The sequence below is a fragment of the Pseudomonas sp. AN-1 genome (assembly GCF_034057115.1).
Lineage (GTDB): Bacteria > Pseudomonadota > Gammaproteobacteria > Pseudomonadales > Pseudomonadaceae > Geopseudomonas.
The window spans coordinates 3,182,371-3,196,678 of the sequence record NZ_CP139195.1 but is presented as its reverse complement, the minus strand read 5'-3'; the positions used below and the strand labels follow the sequence as shown (position 1 = coordinate 3,196,678).

The 14,308-nt window shown below is 65.1% G+C and carries 15 protein-coding genes; all 15 read right to left on the bottom strand.

The genetic code is table 11. The features are described from left to right. Nucleotides 1-11: 11 nt before the first annotated feature. Nucleotides 12-839, bottom strand: a complete 828-nt coding sequence (locus tag SK095_RS15055; protein ID WP_000017067.1) for a heteromeric transposase endonuclease subunit TnsA — start codon at nucleotides 837-839, stop codon at nucleotides 12-14. A 144-nt stretch (nucleotides 840-983) separates the two neighbouring features. Next, the gene (gene glmS / locus SK095_RS15050) at nucleotides 984-2,819 is read right to left on the bottom strand and encodes a glutamine--fructose-6-phosphate transaminase (isomerizing) (RefSeq protein WP_320546751.1); all 1,836 of its coding nucleotides are present in this window, start codon (nucleotides 2,817-2,819) and stop codon (nucleotides 984-986) included. Between the two features lie 18 nt (nucleotides 2,820-2,837). Next, nucleotides 2,838-3,611 carry a DeoR family transcriptional regulator gene (locus SK095_RS15045; RefSeq protein ID WP_201485430.1) on the bottom strand — a complete coding sequence of 258 codons (774 nt, stop codon included), beginning with the start codon at nucleotides 3,609-3,611 and terminating at the stop codon, nucleotides 2,838-2,840. A gap of 295 nt (nucleotides 3,612-3,906) precedes the next feature. After that, nucleotides 3,907-5,274, bottom strand: a complete 1,368-nt coding sequence (glmU, locus tag SK095_RS15040) for a bifunctional UDP-N-acetylglucosamine diphosphorylase/glucosamine-1-phosphate N-acetyltransferase GlmU (RefSeq protein WP_320546750.1) — start codon at nucleotides 5,272-5,274, stop codon at nucleotides 3,907-3,909. 162 nt (nucleotides 5,275-5,436) lie between these two features. After that, nucleotides 5,437-5,871 carry a F0F1 ATP synthase subunit epsilon gene (locus SK095_RS15035; protein WP_136489670.1) on the bottom strand — a complete coding sequence of 145 codons (435 nt, stop codon included), beginning with the start codon at nucleotides 5,869-5,871 and terminating at the stop codon, nucleotides 5,437-5,439. Between the two features lie 74 nt (nucleotides 5,872-5,945). After that, nucleotides 5,946-7,322: a F0F1 ATP synthase subunit beta gene (gene atpD, locus SK095_RS15030; RefSeq protein WP_201485433.1), complete on the bottom strand. Its 1,377-nt coding sequence runs from the start codon at nucleotides 7,320-7,322 to the stop codon at nucleotides 5,946-5,948. Between the two features lie 29 nt (nucleotides 7,323-7,351). After that, a complete protein-coding gene (gene atpG / locus SK095_RS15025) occupies nucleotides 7,352-8,221 on the bottom strand; it encodes a F0F1 ATP synthase subunit gamma (protein ID WP_136489672.1) in 870 nt (289 codons plus the stop codon). 50 nt (nucleotides 8,222-8,271) lie between these two features. Next, nucleotides 8,272-9,816, bottom strand: coding sequence for a F0F1 ATP synthase subunit alpha (atpA, locus tag SK095_RS15020; RefSeq protein ID WP_320546749.1), 1,545 nt, complete (start codon nucleotides 9,814-9,816; stop codon nucleotides 8,272-8,274). A 15-nt stretch (nucleotides 9,817-9,831) separates the two neighbouring features. After that, a complete protein-coding gene (locus SK095_RS15015) occupies nucleotides 9,832-10,368 on the bottom strand; it encodes a F0F1 ATP synthase subunit delta (RefSeq protein ID WP_136489674.1) in 537 nt (178 codons plus the stop codon). 12 nt (nucleotides 10,369-10,380) lie between these two features. Next, complete coding sequence (locus SK095_RS15010; protein ID WP_136489675.1) at nucleotides 10,381-10,851, bottom strand: F0F1 ATP synthase subunit B; 471 nt, start codon at nucleotides 10,849-10,851, stop codon at nucleotides 10,381-10,383. Between the two features lie 102 nt (nucleotides 10,852-10,953). After that, nucleotides 10,954-11,181, bottom strand: a complete 228-nt coding sequence (gene atpE / locus SK095_RS15005; RefSeq protein WP_072325766.1) for a F0F1 ATP synthase subunit C — start codon at nucleotides 11,179-11,181, stop codon at nucleotides 10,954-10,956. Between the two features lie 64 nt (nucleotides 11,182-11,245). Then, a complete protein-coding gene (gene atpB / locus SK095_RS15000; protein ID WP_201485435.1) occupies nucleotides 11,246-12,064 on the bottom strand; it encodes a F0F1 ATP synthase subunit A in 819 nt (272 codons plus the stop codon). Between the two features lie 15 nt (nucleotides 12,065-12,079). After that, a complete protein-coding gene (locus tag SK095_RS14995) occupies nucleotides 12,080-12,478 on the bottom strand; it encodes a F0F1 ATP synthase subunit I (protein ID WP_201485436.1) in 399 nt (132 codons plus the stop codon). 144 nt (nucleotides 12,479-12,622) lie between these two features. Beyond that, the gene (locus SK095_RS14990) at nucleotides 12,623-13,492 is read right to left on the bottom strand and encodes a ParB/RepB/Spo0J family partition protein (protein ID WP_201485437.1); all 870 of its coding nucleotides are present in this window, start codon (nucleotides 13,490-13,492) and stop codon (nucleotides 12,623-12,625) included. A 10-nt stretch (nucleotides 13,493-13,502) separates the two neighbouring features. Continuing rightward, nucleotides 13,503-14,294 (bottom strand): ParA family protein, encoded by a 792-nt coding sequence (locus tag SK095_RS14985; protein WP_136489679.1) that lies wholly within the window; start codon nucleotides 14,292-14,294, stop codon nucleotides 13,503-13,505. Nucleotides 14,295-14,308: the final 14 nt, after the last annotated feature.

The window sequence follows — 14,308 nt, the reverse complement described above, 5'->3', positions numbered from 1 at the left end:
GGAACACCTGATTAACGGGCAACACTGCTCAGCTCCTGATGCATTTGATGAGAGTTGGCAACCAGGTCTTTCGGCTTCAGCTCCCGGTAAGGAGTGTCAAGATCGAAAAGGAAACAGTGCCGGGCCAGCAACTGGCGTAGCCAATAGAGCGCCTGACCGGCCTCCAGCTGGCCGGAGGTATCCAGTCCTTGGGCAATAGCGGTCAGCTTCCGGTCTGGGTGACGCTGAAACTCGAGCAGAAACAGCTGCTGGTAATGGGCGAGATCGTCCTGAGCGATGTCGCCTTCAGCATGGGCAGGATAGAGCCATTGGATATTGGCAAATGCCACCTTGGATACCTCGCGCTCCGTGACGATGACCCAGGGAATACCTTTTTCCTGCCAGTAGCGCCTTTCAAGCTCAAGCCTCTCGATAACTTCAGGCTTCTGCAGGTCGGTACTGTACTTGGCCTGAATCGCGATGCTCGGGCGCTGAGGATCTTCGAAATCCACCAGAAAGTCGCTGGTCAGTACCTGCGGGGTACCCTTGTAACAACCGTGGGGCAGGCCAAGCTCCTCGGCGATGCGCACCGTATCTTCGACCCGCATCGGAAACTGTTCACGGATATCGGTGACATGGGGAGACCGATCCAAGGTCAGGAAGATGGCCAGTTCAAGATCGGATAGAAGATGGTGTAAACGCCGGGTCTTGCTGCCAGGCAGGCGGTGGGAGCGACCCAGCGAGGACACGTCCCTGGTGTAGATGAACGGCTTGTAGTCTGATCCCTGGCCTTGGCCACGCCCGTCCTTGAGCCTTCTATCGATCTGGGCCTGGGTCAGCCCCTTGAATGTTCCAGACATGAGAAAGCCTGCCCCGCTGTGTCGATGACCTCAACATAGCGGATGCAGGCTCAGAATGAAACTTTATTTATACGGATGATACTTTATTTATACGGATGAACCTTTATTTGCATCCCACACAGGGGGAAAGGGCGTCGCGCGGGGTTATTCCACAGTGACGCTCTTGGCCAGGTTGCGCGGCTGGTCGACGTCGGTGCCCTTGAGCACGGCGACGTGGTAGGACAGCAGCTGCAGCGGGATGGTGTAGAGGATCGGCGCGAGCAGGTCGTGGATCGGCGGCATGGCCACCACGTGGGTGCCCTCGCCGTCCTCCATGCCGGCGCCGCGGTCGGCGAACACCACCAGCTGGCCGCCGCGGGCGCGCACTTCCTGCAGGTTGGACTTGAGCTTCTCCAGCAGCTCGTTGTTGGGCGCCACGGTGACCACCGGCATGTCGCTGTCGACCAGCGCCAGCGGGCCGTGCTTGAGCTCGCCGGCCGGGTAGGCCTCGGCGTGGATGTAGGAGATCTCCTTGAGCTTCAGCGCCCCCTCCATGGCCACCGGGTACTGCGCGCCGCGACCGAGGAACAGGGTGTGGTTCTTCTCGGCGAACAGCGCGGCGACCTGCTCGACGGTCTTGTCCATCGCCAGCGCCTCCTGCAGGTTGCCCGGCAGGCGACGCAGCGCCTCGACCAGCTCGGCTTCGGCGCCGGCGGCGAGGGTGCCGCGCACCTGGCCGAGGGCCAGGGTCAGCAGCAGCAGGCCGACCAGCTGGGTGGTGAAGGCCTTGGTCGAGGCCACGCCGATCTCCGGGCCGGCGTTGGTCAGCAGCACCAGGTCGGATTCGCGCACCAGCGAGCTGGTGCCGACGTTGCAGATCGCCAGGCTGGCCAGGTAGCCGGCCGACTTGGCGTTGCGCAGTGCGGCCAGGGTGTCGGCGGTCTCGCCGGACTGCGAGATGGTGACGAACAGCGAATCGGGCTGCACGGCGACCTTGCGGTAGCGGAACTCGCTGGCCACCTCGACCTGGCAGGGCACGCCGGTCAGCTCCTCCAGCCAGTAGCGGGCGACCATGCCGGCATGGAAGCTGGTGCCGCAGGCGACGATCTGCACGTTGCGCACCCGGGCGAACAGCTCGGCGGCCTGCGGACCGAAGGCCTGCACCAGCACGTGGTCGCTGCCCAGGCGGCCTTCCAGGGTGCGCTGCACCACCTTGGGCTGCTCGTGGATTTCCTTGAGCATGAAGTGGCGGTACTCGCCCTTCTCCGCCGCCTCGGCGCCCTCGTGGAACTGCACGGTGTCGCGCTGCACGCTGCGCCCGTCGGCATCCCAGATCCGCACGCTGTCGCGCTGGATCTCAGCGATGTCGCCCTCTTCCAGGTAGACGAAGCGGTCGGTGACCTGGCGCAGCGCCAGCGGGTCGGAGGCGAGGAAGTTCTCGCCCAGTCCCAGGCCGATCACCAGCGGGCTGCCGCTGCGCGCCGCGAGGATGCGATCCGGCTGCGCGGCGCTGATCACCGCCAGACCGTAGGCGCCATGCAGCTCGCGCACCACCGCCTTGAGCGCATCGGCCAGGTCGGGCAGGCGCTTGAGGGTGTGGTGCAGCAGGTGGACGATGGTCTCGGTGTCGGTCTGCGAGCTGAACGCGTAGCCGAGCCCCTGCAGGCGCGCACGCAGCGCCTCGTGGTTCTCGATGATGCCGTTGTGCACCACCGCCAGTGCCTCGCCGGAGAAGTGCGGGTGGGCGTTGGCCTCGCTGGGCACGCCGTGGGTGGCCCAGCGGGTGTGGGCGATGCCCAGGCGGCCGGGCAGCGGCTCGTCGGCCAGCGCCTGCTCCAGCGCGGCGACCTTGCCGATGCGGCGGCTGCGGCGCAGCTGGCCGTCCGGGCCGCAGATGGCCACCCCGGCGCTGTCGTAGCCGCGGTATTCCAGGCGCTTGAGGCCCTCGATGAGGATGGCGCTGACATTACGTTCGGCGATGGCTCCAACAATTCCGCACATGCGGGCTCTCCTTTCGATCTATCGGCTGGGGACGGCGGCGCAGATCAGCCGGATGCCGCGCGCCTGGATCTGTTCGCGCGCCGCGGGCTCGAGGCGCTCGTCGGTAATCAGGGTGTGGATGCTGCTCCACGGCAGCTCCAGATTGGGCATGCGCCGGCCGACCTTGTCGGCCTCGAGCATGACGATCACCTCGCGCGCCACCTCGGCCATCACCCTCGACAGGCCGAGCAGCTCGTTGAAGGTGGTGGTGCCGCGCGCCAGGTCGAGGCCGTCGGCGCCGATGAACAGCTGGTCGAAGTCGTAGGAGCGCAGCACCTGCTCGGCGACCTGGCCCTGGAACGACTCGGAATGCGGATCCCAGGTGCCGCCGGTCATCAGCAGCACCGGCTCCTGCTCCAGCTCGCGCAGGGCGTTGGCCACGCTCAGCGAGTTGGTCATCACCACCAGCCCGGGGCGGCGGTCCAGCTCGGGGATCAGCGCCGCGGTGGTGCTGCCGCTGTCGATGATGATCCGCGCATGCTCGCGGATGCAGGCGGCCGCGGCGCGGGCGATGGCCTGCTTGTGCGGCGACACGCTCTGGGCGTGCTCGATCACCAGCTCGTGGGGCACCGGCACCGCACCGCCGTAGCGGCGCAGCAGCAGGCCGTTGTTCTCCAGCGCGGCCAGATCCTTGCGGATGGTCACTTCCGAGGTCTGGAAATGGCGGGCCAGGGCCTCGACATGGACCTCGCCCTGCTCGGCGAGCAGGGCGAGGATGGCGTGACGGCGCTGCGGGGTGTTGCGCTTGGACATTCGCAGGTTTCGTTTCGAAAGTTTCGATTCGTAAATTATAGGTGCGAATCAAAACCCAGCACCACGCGGGCGTCAAGCTTCGCCAGACGAAACCGTCCACATCAGGAGATGCAAGCTGCCAAGGGCAGCTGTGGACAAGTCGGAGGAGGCGTTATCCACAATTCGGCAGGCCTCCAAGCAGCAACGCCCTGTGGAAAACCACGCGATGCAGTTGTCCACAGGGCGTATTGACAGGGCTCGGCGGCAGCCTGCGGACGGATTATCCACAGCACCAGCGGATGCCGAGCCCGCCGGCTCAGCTCTTGGGCTTCTTCACCGGGCGCTGCCAGCCGTCGATGTTGCGCTGGCGCGCGCGGCCGACCGCCAGGGTGCTGGCCGGCACCTCGCTGGTGATCACCGAGCCGGCGGCGGTGGTGGCGCCGTCGCCGATGGTCACCGGCGCCACCAGCGAGTTGTTGGTGCCGATGAAGGCATCCACGCCGATCACCGTGCGGTGCTTGTTGGCGCCGTCGTAGTTGCAGGTGATGGTGCCGGCGCCGATGTTGCTCTGCGCGCCGATCTCGGCATCGCCCAGGTAGGCCAGGTGGCCGGCCTTGGCGCCCTCGCCCATCACCGCGTTCTTCAGCTCGACGAAGTTGCCGACGTGCGCCCCGGCGCCCAGCACGCTGCCCGGGCGCAGGCGGGCGAACGGCCCGCAGTCGGCGCCCTCGCCCAGTTCGGCGCCGTCCAGGTGGCTGTTGGCCTTGACGATGGCGCCACGGCGCAGGGTGCTGTTGCGGATCACGCAGTTGGGGCCGATCTCGACACCATCCTCGATGACCACCCGGCCCTCGAGGATCACGTTGATGTCGATGACCACGTCGCGGCCGACCGTCACCTCGCCGCGCACATCGAAGCGCGCCGGATCGAGCAGGGTCACGCCCTGGGCCATCAGCCGGCGGGCGGCGCGCTGCTGGTAGTGGCGCTCCAGCTCGGCGAGCTGGCGGCGGTCGTTGGCGCCCTGCACCTCCATGGCGTCCTCCGGCTGCGCGGTGGCCACGCCCAGGCCGTCGGCCACCGCCATGGCGATCACGTCGGTCAGGTAGTACTCGCCCTGGGCGTTGCTGTTGGACAGGCGGCCCATCCACTCGGCCATGCGCGCGCCGGGCATGGCGAGGATGCCGGTGTTGCCCTCGCGGATGGCGCGCTGCTCGGCATTGGCGTCCTTCTGCTCGACGATGGCGGTCACCCGGCCCTCGGCGTCGCGGAGGATGCGCCCGTAGCCGGTGGGATCGGCCAGCTCGACGGTGAGCAGGGCCAACTGTTCGGCGCCGGCGTGGGCCAGCAGGCGCTCGAGGGTCGGCGCCTCGATCAGCGGCACGTCGCCGTAGAGCACCAGCACCTGCTCGGCGTCGATGAACGGCAGGGCCTGGGCCACGGCATGACCGGTGCCGAGCTGCTGCTCCTGCAGGACGAAGTTCAGGTCGGCGGCGGCCAGACGCTCGCGCACCGCTTCGGCGCCGTGGCCGATCACCACGTGGATGCGCTGCGGCTGCAGGGCGCGCGCGGTATCGATGACGTGGCCGAGCATCGGCTTGCCGGCCACCGGATGCAGCACCTTGGGCAGTGCCGAGCGCATGCGGGTGCCCTGGCCGGCAGCGAGGATGACGATTTCCAGACTCATGGGTGTACTTCCCTATGCAGCCCCAGACCTGGGCTGGAGCGAAATGAACAGAAACGGTGGGCAGCGGTGCAGACGCCACGCACCGTCGCCGAAAATAAAAAAAGGGGATAGCCAAGGCTACCCCCTTTTCTGGTGAACCGGACGACTGGGCCGCAATGCGGATCAGTGCATCGGGCCACCGAACTTCTTGCGCAGTTCCTGAATGGTCCGCAGCTGCGCAGCAGCCTCGGCCAGACGTGCGGAAGCGGTCGAGTAGTCGAACTCGGCACCCTTCTCGCTGAGCGCCTTCTCGGCAGCCTTCTGGGCTTCGAGAGCCGCAGCCTCGTCGAGGTCGGCAGCGCGGATCGCGGTGTCGGCCAGGACCTTCACCATGCTCGGCTGCACTTCGAGGAAACCGCCGGAGATGTAGTACACCTCCTGCGCGCCACCCTGCTTGATCACGCGCACCGGACCCGGCTTGAGATCGGTCAGCAGCGGGGCGTGGCCCGGCAGAATACCCACATCGCCCATGTGACCATGGGCGACGACCATTTCCACCAGCCCCGAGAACAGCTCTTCTTCCGCGCTGACGATGTCGCAGTGGACTGTCATAGCCATATTCATGCCTCGGTAAGCAGGCGGGGCTACCGGGGCAGCCGCCGCCTGGTCGAGCGCCCGTCAGGGCGCGCCAGTTACAGTTTCTTGGCTTTCTCGATGGCTTCGTCGATGCCGCCGACCATGTAGAACGCCTGCTCCGGCAGGTGGTCGAAGTCGCCATTGAGGATGCCGGCGAAGCCGCGAATGGTTTCCTTCAGCGACACGTACTTGCCCGGCGAGCCGGTGAAGACTTCGGCCACGAAGAACGGCTGGGACAGGAAGCGCTGGATCTTACGGGCGCGGGACACCAGCTGCTTGTCGGCTTCGGACAGTTCGTCCATGCCGAGGATCGCGATGATGTCCTTCAGCTCCTTGTAGCGCTGCAGCACGTACTGCACGCCGCGAGCGGTGTCGTAGTGCTCCTGGCCGATCACCAGCGGATCCAGCTGACGGGAGGTGGAGTCCAGCGGATCGACGGCCGGGTAGATACCCAGCGAGGCGATGTCGCGGGACAGTACCACGGTGGCGTCGAGGTGGGCGAAGGTGGTCGCCGGGCTCGGGTCGGTCAGGTCGTCCGCGGGAACGTAGACGGCCTGCACCGAGGTGATCGAGCCGTTCTTGGTGGAGGTGATGCGCTCCTGCAGAACGCCCATTTCCTCGGCCAGGGTCGGCTGGTAACCCACCGCGGACGGCATACGACCCAGCAGCGCGGACACTTCGGTACCGGCCAGGGTGTAGCGGTAGATGTTGTCGACGAACAGCAGAACGTCGCGGCCTTCGTCACGGAACTTCTCGGCCATGGTCAGGCCGGTCAGGGCGACGCGCAGACGGTTGCCCGGCGGCTCGTTCATCTGGCCGTAGACCAGGGCCACCTTGTCCAGAACGTTGGAGTCCTTCATCTCGTGATAGAAGTCGTTACCTTCACGAGTACGCTCACCCACGCCGGCGAACACGGAGTAACCGCTGTGCTCCATGGCGATGTTGCGGATCAGCTCCATCATGTTCACGGTCTTGCCCACGCCGGCACCACCGAACAGGCCGACCTTGCCGCCCTTGGCGAACGGGCAGACCAGGTCGATCACCTTGATGCCGGTTTCCAGCAGCTCGTTGCCGCCGGCCTGCTCCGCGTAGGACGGGGCAGCGCGGTGGATGGTCCAGCGCTCTTCCTCGCCGATGGGGCCCGCCTCGTCGATCGGGTTGCCCAGCACGTCCATGATGCGGCCGAGGGTGGCCTTGCCGACCGGCACGGAGATGCCGGCGCCGGTGTTGCTCACGGTCAGACCACGCTTGAGGCCTTCGGTGGAACCCATCGCAATGGAACGAACCACGCCGTCGCCCAGCTGCTGCTGGACTTCCAGGGTGGTGGCCGCGCCTTCGACTTTCAGCGCGTCATAGACGTTCGGCACCTGATCGCGCGGGAATTCCACGTCGATAACGGCGCCGATGATTTGAACGATACGTCCGCTACTCATATCTGGTTCCTCTGAATATTTGAACCTGTTTAAACCGCGGCAGCGCCGCCGACGATTTCCGAGATCTCTTGCGTGATCGCAGCCTGACGCGCCTTGTTGTAGATCAGCTGCAGATCCTTGATCAGCTGACCGGCGTTGTCGGTGGCATTCTTCATGGCGATCATGCGCGCAGCCTGCTCGCAGGCGTTGTTCTCGACCAGGGACTGATACACCTGCGATTCGACATAGCGAACCAGCAGGGCATCCAGCAGTTGCTGGGCGTCGGGTTCGTACAGGTAATCCCACAGGCCCTGCTTCGCGCCGTCGTCGGCCTCGGTAGCGGGAGCCAGGGGCAGCAATTGTTCAACCACCGGCTTCTGGGTCATGGTGTTCACGAACTTGTTGGACGCCAGGTACAGGCGATCCAGCGAGCCTTCGTTGAACCGATCCAGCATGACCTTGACGCTGCCGATCAGGTCGTTGACCGACGGCGCTTCGCCCAGGTGGCTGATCGCAGCGACCACGTTGCCGCCGTAGCTGCGGAAGAAGCTGGCACCCTTGCTGCCGATGACGCAGAACTCTGCCTCAACGCCGGCATCGCGCCAGTCCTTCATGTTTTTGATCAGGGCCTTGAACAGGTTGATGTTCAGGCCGCCGCACAGACCACGGTCGCTCGACACCAGGATGTAGCCGACACGCTTGACCGGACGCTCCACCATGAAGGCGTGGCGGTATTCCGGGTTGGCCTTGGCCAGGTGACCGATCACCTCGCGGATGCGCACCGCGTAGGGACGGCTGGCAGCCATGCGCTGCTGAGCCTTGCGCATCTTGCTGACCGCCACTTTTTCCATGGCGCTGGTGATCTTCTGCGTGCTCTTGATGCTCGCAATCTTGCTGCGAATCTCTTTTGCGCCTGCCATTTGACACCTTTCGGGTTAGCAGGCGGGAGCCTTGCGGCTCCCGCTGCGGCTTACCAGCTCTGAGTGGCCTTGAACTTCTCGATGCCGGCCTTCAGGCCTGCGTCGATTTCGTCGTTGAAGTCGCCCTTCACGTTGATCTTCGCCATCAGGTCGGCGTAGTCGCGGTTGAAGAAGGCGATCAGGGCCTGCTCGAAGGCGCCGACTTTCTTCACGTCGACGTCGGCCAGGAAGCCACGCTCGGCAGCGTACAGGGACACCGACATGTCGGCGATGGACATCGGCGCGTACTGCTTCTGCTTCATCAGCTCGGTGACGCGCTGACCATGCTCGAGCTGCTTGCGGGTCGCTTCGTCGAGGTCCGAGGCGAACTGGGCGAAGGCCGCCAGTTCACGGTACTGGGCCAGCGCGGTACGGATGCCGCCGGACAGCTTCTTGATGATCTTGGTCTGGGCTGCGCCACCGACGCGGGATACCGAGATACCGGCGTTGACGGCCGGACGGATACCCGAGTTGAACATGGCGGATTCCAGGAAGATCTGGCCGTCGGTGATCGAGATCACGTTGGTCGGAACGAACGCGGAGACGTCGCCGGCCTGGGTCTCGATGATCGGCAGCGCGGTCAGCGAACCGGTCTGGCCCTTCACGGCGCCCTTGGTGAACTGCTCCACGTACTCTTCGGAAACGCGGGAAGCGCGCTCCAGCAGGCGGCTGTGGAGGTAGAACACGTCGCCCGGATAGGCTTCGCGGCCCGGCGGACGGCGCAGCAGCAGGGAGATCTGGCGGTAGGCGACGGCCTGCTTGGACAGGTCATCGTACACGATCAGGGCGTCTTCACCGCGGTCGCGGAAGTATTCGCCCATGGTGCAGCCGGAGTACGGCGCCAGGTACTGCAGGGCAGCGGATTCGGAAGCGCTGGCAGCCACCACGATGGTGTTGGCCAGGGCGCCGTGCTCTTCCAGCTTGCGCACCACGTTGGCGATGGTCGACTGCTTCTGACCGATGGCCACGTAGACGCAGCGGATGCCGCTGTTCTTCTGGTTGATGATGGCGTCGATGGCCATCGCGGTCTTGCCGATCTGGCGGTCGCCGATGATCAGCTCGCGCTGGCCACGGCCGACCGGGATCATGGCGTCGACCGACTTGTAGCCGGTCTGCACCGGCTGGTCGACCGACTTACGCCAGATCACGCCCGGAGCGACCTTCTCGACCGCGTCGGTTTCCTTGGCGTTGATCGGGCCCTTGCCATCGATCGGGTTGCCCAGTGCGTCGACCACGCGACCCAGCAGTTCCGGACCGACCGGAACTTCGAGGATGCGGCCGGTGCACTTGGCGCTCATGCCCTCTTTCAGATCCAGGTAGCTGCCCAGGATCACGGCGCCGACGGAGTCCTGCTCCAGGTTCAGCGCCATACCGTAGACGCCACCCGGGAACTCGATCATTTCGCCGTACATCACGTCGGCCAGGCCGAAGATGCGCACGATGCCGTCGGAAACGCTGACGACGGTGCCTTCGTTACGGGCCTGAGCGGACACATCAAGCTTGGCGATACGCTGCTTGATGATTTCGCTAATTTCGGAAGGATTCAGTTGCTGCATGCCATGCCCCTCAAATCAGGATTTCAACGCTTCGGCCAACTGGTTCAGTTTGCCGCGGACCGAACCGTCGATAACCAGGTCACCCGCACGAATGATCAAACCGCCGATAAGGGCGGGATTGACGACCGGGGTAGGCTGGACGGTGCGATCTAGCCGCTTCGACAAGGCGGCAGCCAGAGTTTGGAGTTGTTCGGCGCTCAGTTCGTGAGCCGTCTCGACCTCGACGTCGATCGAACGCTCGGCTTCCGCCTTCAGCATCTCGAACTGGTCGCGCACGGTCGGCAGCAGTTCCAGGCGATCGTTTTCGCCCAGCGCCACCACGAAGTTGCGGAACGACTCGTCGATGCGTTCAGCGCACAGCTGAACCAGAACCTCGGCCTTGCGGTCGCGGGTCAGGGCCGGATTGCGCAGCTGGGCGATGACTTCGGGGGACTCCACGAAGGCCGCGCTCAGCGCCAGCATGTTCGACCAGGCATCGCTTTGTTTGGCTGCGGAAGCGAACTCGAAGGCGGCTTTCGCATAAGGCCGAGCAAGCGTATTGATAGTTGCCATCGCTCGCCTCGCTTAGAGTTGGGAGGCCAGTTTTGCGACCAGATCGTTGTGTGCCTTGGTGTCCACGGAGGACTCCAGGATCTTCTCGGCACCGGCGACGGCGAGGGCCGCAACCTGGGCGCGCAGCTGATCCTTGGCGCGATTCACTTCAACCTCGATTTCGGCCTTGGCACTGGCAAGCAGACGCTCGCCTTCGCCACGGGCCTGCTGCTTGGCTTCCTCGACGATCGCGTTGGCGGTCTTGTTCGCCTTGTCGAGAATCTCGGCAGCCTGCTCCTTGGTTTCACGGAGCGTCTGGGCAGCTTTTTCCTGGGCCAGTTGCAGGTCGCGCTGGGCACGGCCGGCGGCATCCAGACCTTCGGCAATTTTCTTCTGGCGGGCTTGCATGGCGGCGGTGATCGGCGGCCACACAAACTTCATGGTGAACCAGACGAAAATAGCGAAGGCAATCGTTTGACCGAACAGCGTCAAGTTAATGTTCACAGCGATTTACCTCGTGCTATCTCGTGGGTCCGGGTAGTCAGAGCATCGGCAGGCCGGACCGCGCACGGCGCGGTCCGGCCAATGATCCGCGGATGCCTGAACTTAGCCGGCAACAACGAAGATGAGGTACATCGCGATACCGACGCCGATCATCGGCACGGCGTCGAGCAGACCGGCCATCAGGAAGGTCTTGGTTTGCAGCTGGGCGCCCAGCTCCGGCTGACGGGCGGTGGATTCCAGCAGCTTGCCGCCCAGCAGGGCGAAGCCGATGCCGGTGCCCAGAGCACCCAGACCGATCATGATGGCGGCGGCGATGTAGACGAGTTCCATAACAGCTCCTGAGGTTTTCTAAAGGTTAAGGTTTCGTTGGTTAAAGCGAGGGTTGGTCCACTGTTCAGTGGTGGTCTTCGTGGGCGGCGCTCAGATACACCACTGTCAGCACCATGAAGATGAAGGCCTGCAGCGGGATCACCAGGATGTGGAAGATCGCCCAGGGCACATTCAGGGCCCACTGTGCCCAGAACGGCAGCAGGGCGATGAGGATGAACACCACCTCACCGGCGTACATGTTGCCGAACAGACGCAGGGCGAGACTCAGCGGCTTGGTCAGCAGGCCGAGGATCTCGAGGAACAGGTTGAACGGGACCAGCGACCAGTGGTTGAACGGGGTGAACGCCAGCTCCTTGGTGAAGCCGCCGAAACCCTTGACCTTGACGCTGTAGAACAGGATCAGGATGAACACGCCGAGGGACAGGCCGAAGGTGCCGTTGGGGTCGGCGGTCGGCACGATCTTGAAGTAGGGCACGCCCATCAGGTGCGCCAGGCCCGGGATGTAGTCGACCGGGATCCACTTCAGGCTGTTCATCAGGAACACCCAGACGAAGATGGTCAGTGCCAACGGGGCGATCACCGGGTTGCGGCCGTGGAAGGTGTCCTTGACCACACCTTCGACGAACTCGATGCACATTTCCACCAGGTTCTGCAGGCCGGTTGGCACGCCGGCGTTGGCACGCTTGGCGACACGGCTGAACAGGAACAGGAATACCAGGCCCATCAGTACCGACCAGCCGAGGGTATCGACGTGGACGGCCCAGAAGCCCATTGCCTTCACTTCTTCGGGAGTCTTGGCAAAGCTCCAGCCGTTGACCGGATGGGAGCCGAAGACCAGGTTCTGCAGGTGGTGCTGAATGTATTCAGCCGGTGTGTTAGCCATAAACGCCTCAATGCTCTAATGCTTCGGAAAGCCCTTCACCAGCAGGAGCGCACACGCGGAGGTGCCCAGCACCAGAGCGTAGCCGGCAAACAGCGCCGCCACGTTCAACCGCTCCACTCCTGCAAACACCAGCGCAAACAACGCTGCCGTCAGAAACAGTTTGCCCATCTCGCCCGACCAGAAGGACTGGACGATGGCCTTCACCGAACGCGCTCCGAAGTAGCGGAAGGCCTTGTACGTGAAGTACAGGTTCGGCAGAAACGCGATCATGCCGCCAAGCAGCGTGGAGTATCCGGCGACCGGTCCCTTCCACAGTCCTCCCACCGCGGCAGCCACCAGGGCCACCGCCAGCTGGGTCAGCAGCAGCGGAAACACCGCGAGGCGGTGCAGGGGGGTTTTGTTGCGAAAGTTCACCGCATGGCCCCGCTTCCGTGTTGCTGGACTGTCTGCACTGCAGACCCTGTGCCGGCAAAAATTGCGCCGGGAGTATAGGGGGGGAATCTGCCCCGTTCAACTGCCGGGTAGTGAATTAAGACCATTCGCTACGCACTGCTACTTTCAGCGGATATGCGCCAGCACGCCCTGCAGCTCGTCCAGCGAGCCGTAGCGGATCACCAGCTGGCCCTTGCCCTTGTCGCCGTGACGGATCTGCACCACCGCGCCGAGCCGCTCGGCAAGGCGCTGTTCGAGGCGGGCGATGTCCGGATCGGCCTTGGCCGGCTCCACCTCCGCCTTGCCGCTCAGCCACTGGCGCACCAGGGCCTCGGTCTGCCGCACGGTCAGGCCACGTGCGACAACGTGCCGCGCTCCTTCCGCCTGACGGGACGCCGGCAGACCGAGCAGGGCGCGGGCATGGCCCATCTCCAGATCGCCGTGGGCGAGCAGGGTCTTCACCTCCTCCGGCAGGGCGATCAGGCGCAGCAGGTTGGCGATGGTGACCCGCGACTTGCCGACCGCCTCGGCGACCTGCTGCTGGGTGAGCTGGAACTCCTGCTGCAGGCGCTGCAGGGCCATGGCCTCCTCGATCGGGTTGAGGTCCTCGCGCTGGATGTTCTCGATCAGCGCCATGGCGATCGCCGCCTCGTCGCTGACCTCGCGCACCAGCGCCGGGATGCGCTCCAGGCCGGCCAGCTGGCTGGCGCGCCAGCGCCGCTCGCCGGCGATGATCTCGTAGCGCTCGCCGTCGAGCGGCCGCACCACCACCGGCTGCATCAGGCCCTGTCGGCGGATCGACTGGGCCAGCTCCTCGAGCGCCTGCGGATCCATGTCGCGACGCGGCTGGTACTTGCCGCGCTGCAGCAGGTCCAGCGGCAGGTGCTGCAGCTCCTCGCGCGGCAGCTTGGCCGCCTGCTCCTGCAGGGCGGTGACGGTGGCGCCGCCGAGCAGGGCATCCAGACCGCGGCCCAGACCGCGTTTCTTCACAGCCATGTGCAATTCCTCAAGCGATGGTGGTGGCGCGCTGGCCGCGGCGCTGGCGGACGAGCACTTCCTTCGCCAGTTCCAGGTAGGCCTTGGCGCCGCGCGAGGCCTTGTCGTAGACCAGCGCCGGCATGCCGTGGCTGGGCGCCTCGGCCAGGCGCACGTTGCGCGGAATGGTGGTCTCGTAGAGGGTGTCGCCGAAGTGCTGGCGCAGCTGCGCGGTGACGTCGTTGGTCAGGCCGACACGAGCGTCGTACATGGTGCGCAGGATGCCCTCGATCTTCAGGTTCGGATTGAGCAGCGAACCGATGCGCTGGATGCTGTTGACCAGGTCGGAGAGGCCTTCCAGCGCGTAGTACTCGCACTGCATGGGGATGATCACCCCGTCGGCGGCGACCAGCGCGTTGACGGTCAGCATCGACAGCGCCGGCGGGCAGTCGATCAGGATGAAGTCGTAGCTGTCGCGGATCGGCGCCAGCGCCTGGCGCAGGCGCTGTTCCTTGTTCGGCAGCTCGAGCAGGCCGACCTCGGCGGCAGTGAGGTCGCGGTTGGCCGGCAGCAGCTGGTAGCGGCCGTGCTCGGAGGCCTGCATGGCCGCGGCGAGGTCGCAGTTGCCGACCAGCACGTCGTACACCGAATGCTCGAGGGCGAGCTTGTCCACACCGCTGCCGCTGGTGGCGTTGCCCTGCGGATCGAGGTCGATCAGCAGCACGCGGCGCTGCAGCGTCGCCAGCGAGGCGGCGAGGTTGACGCAGCTGGTGGTCTTGCCCACCCCGCCCTTCTGGTTGGCGATCGCGAATACTTTGGCCATGCTCGGCATCTCTC

Bases quoted from the DNA above. Each gene is read 5' to 3' on its own strand.
- SK095_RS15055 (WP_000017067.1), bottom strand. From the start codon at position 839: ATGTCTGGAACATTCAAGGGGCTGACCCAGGCCCAGATCGATAGAAGG.
- glmS (WP_320546751.1), bottom strand. From the start codon at position 2,819: ATGTGCGGAATTGTTGGAGCCATCGCCGAACGTAATGTCAGCGCCATC.
- SK095_RS15045 (WP_201485430.1), bottom strand. From the start codon at position 3,611: ATGTCCAAGCGCAACACCCCGCAGCGCCGTCACGCCATCCTCGCCCTG.
- glmU (WP_320546750.1), bottom strand. From the start codon at position 5,274: ATGAGTCTGGAAATCGTCATCCTCGCTGCCGGCCAGGGCACCCGCATG.
- SK095_RS15035 (WP_136489670.1), bottom strand. From the start codon at position 5,871: ATGGCTATGACAGTCCACTGCGACATCGTCAGCGCGGAAGAAGAGCTG.
- atpD (WP_201485433.1), bottom strand. From the start codon at position 7,322: ATGAGTAGCGGACGTATCGTTCAAATCATCGGCGCCGTTATCGACGTG.
- atpG (WP_136489672.1), bottom strand. From the start codon at position 8,221: ATGGCAGGCGCAAAAGAGATTCGCAGCAAGATTGCGAGCATCAAGAGC.
- atpA (WP_320546749.1), bottom strand. From the start codon at position 9,816: ATGCAGCAACTGAATCCTTCCGAAATTAGCGAAATCATCAAGCAGCGT.
- SK095_RS15015 (WP_136489674.1), bottom strand. From the start codon at position 10,368: ATGGCAACTATCAATACGCTTGCTCGGCCTTATGCGAAAGCCGCCTTC.
- atpE (WP_072325766.1), bottom strand. From the start codon at position 11,181: ATGGAACTCGTCTACATCGCCGCCGCCATCATGATCGGTCTGGGTGCT.
- atpB (WP_201485435.1), bottom strand. From the start codon at position 12,064: ATGGCTAACACACCGGCTGAATACATTCAGCACCACCTGCAGAACCTG.
- SK095_RS14990 (WP_201485437.1), bottom strand. From the start codon at position 13,492: ATGGCTGTGAAGAAACGCGGTCTGGGCCGCGGTCTGGATGCCCTGCTC.
- SK095_RS14985 (WP_136489679.1), bottom strand. From the start codon at position 14,294: ATGGCCAAAGTATTCGCGATCGCCAACCAGAAGGGCGGGGTGGGCAAG.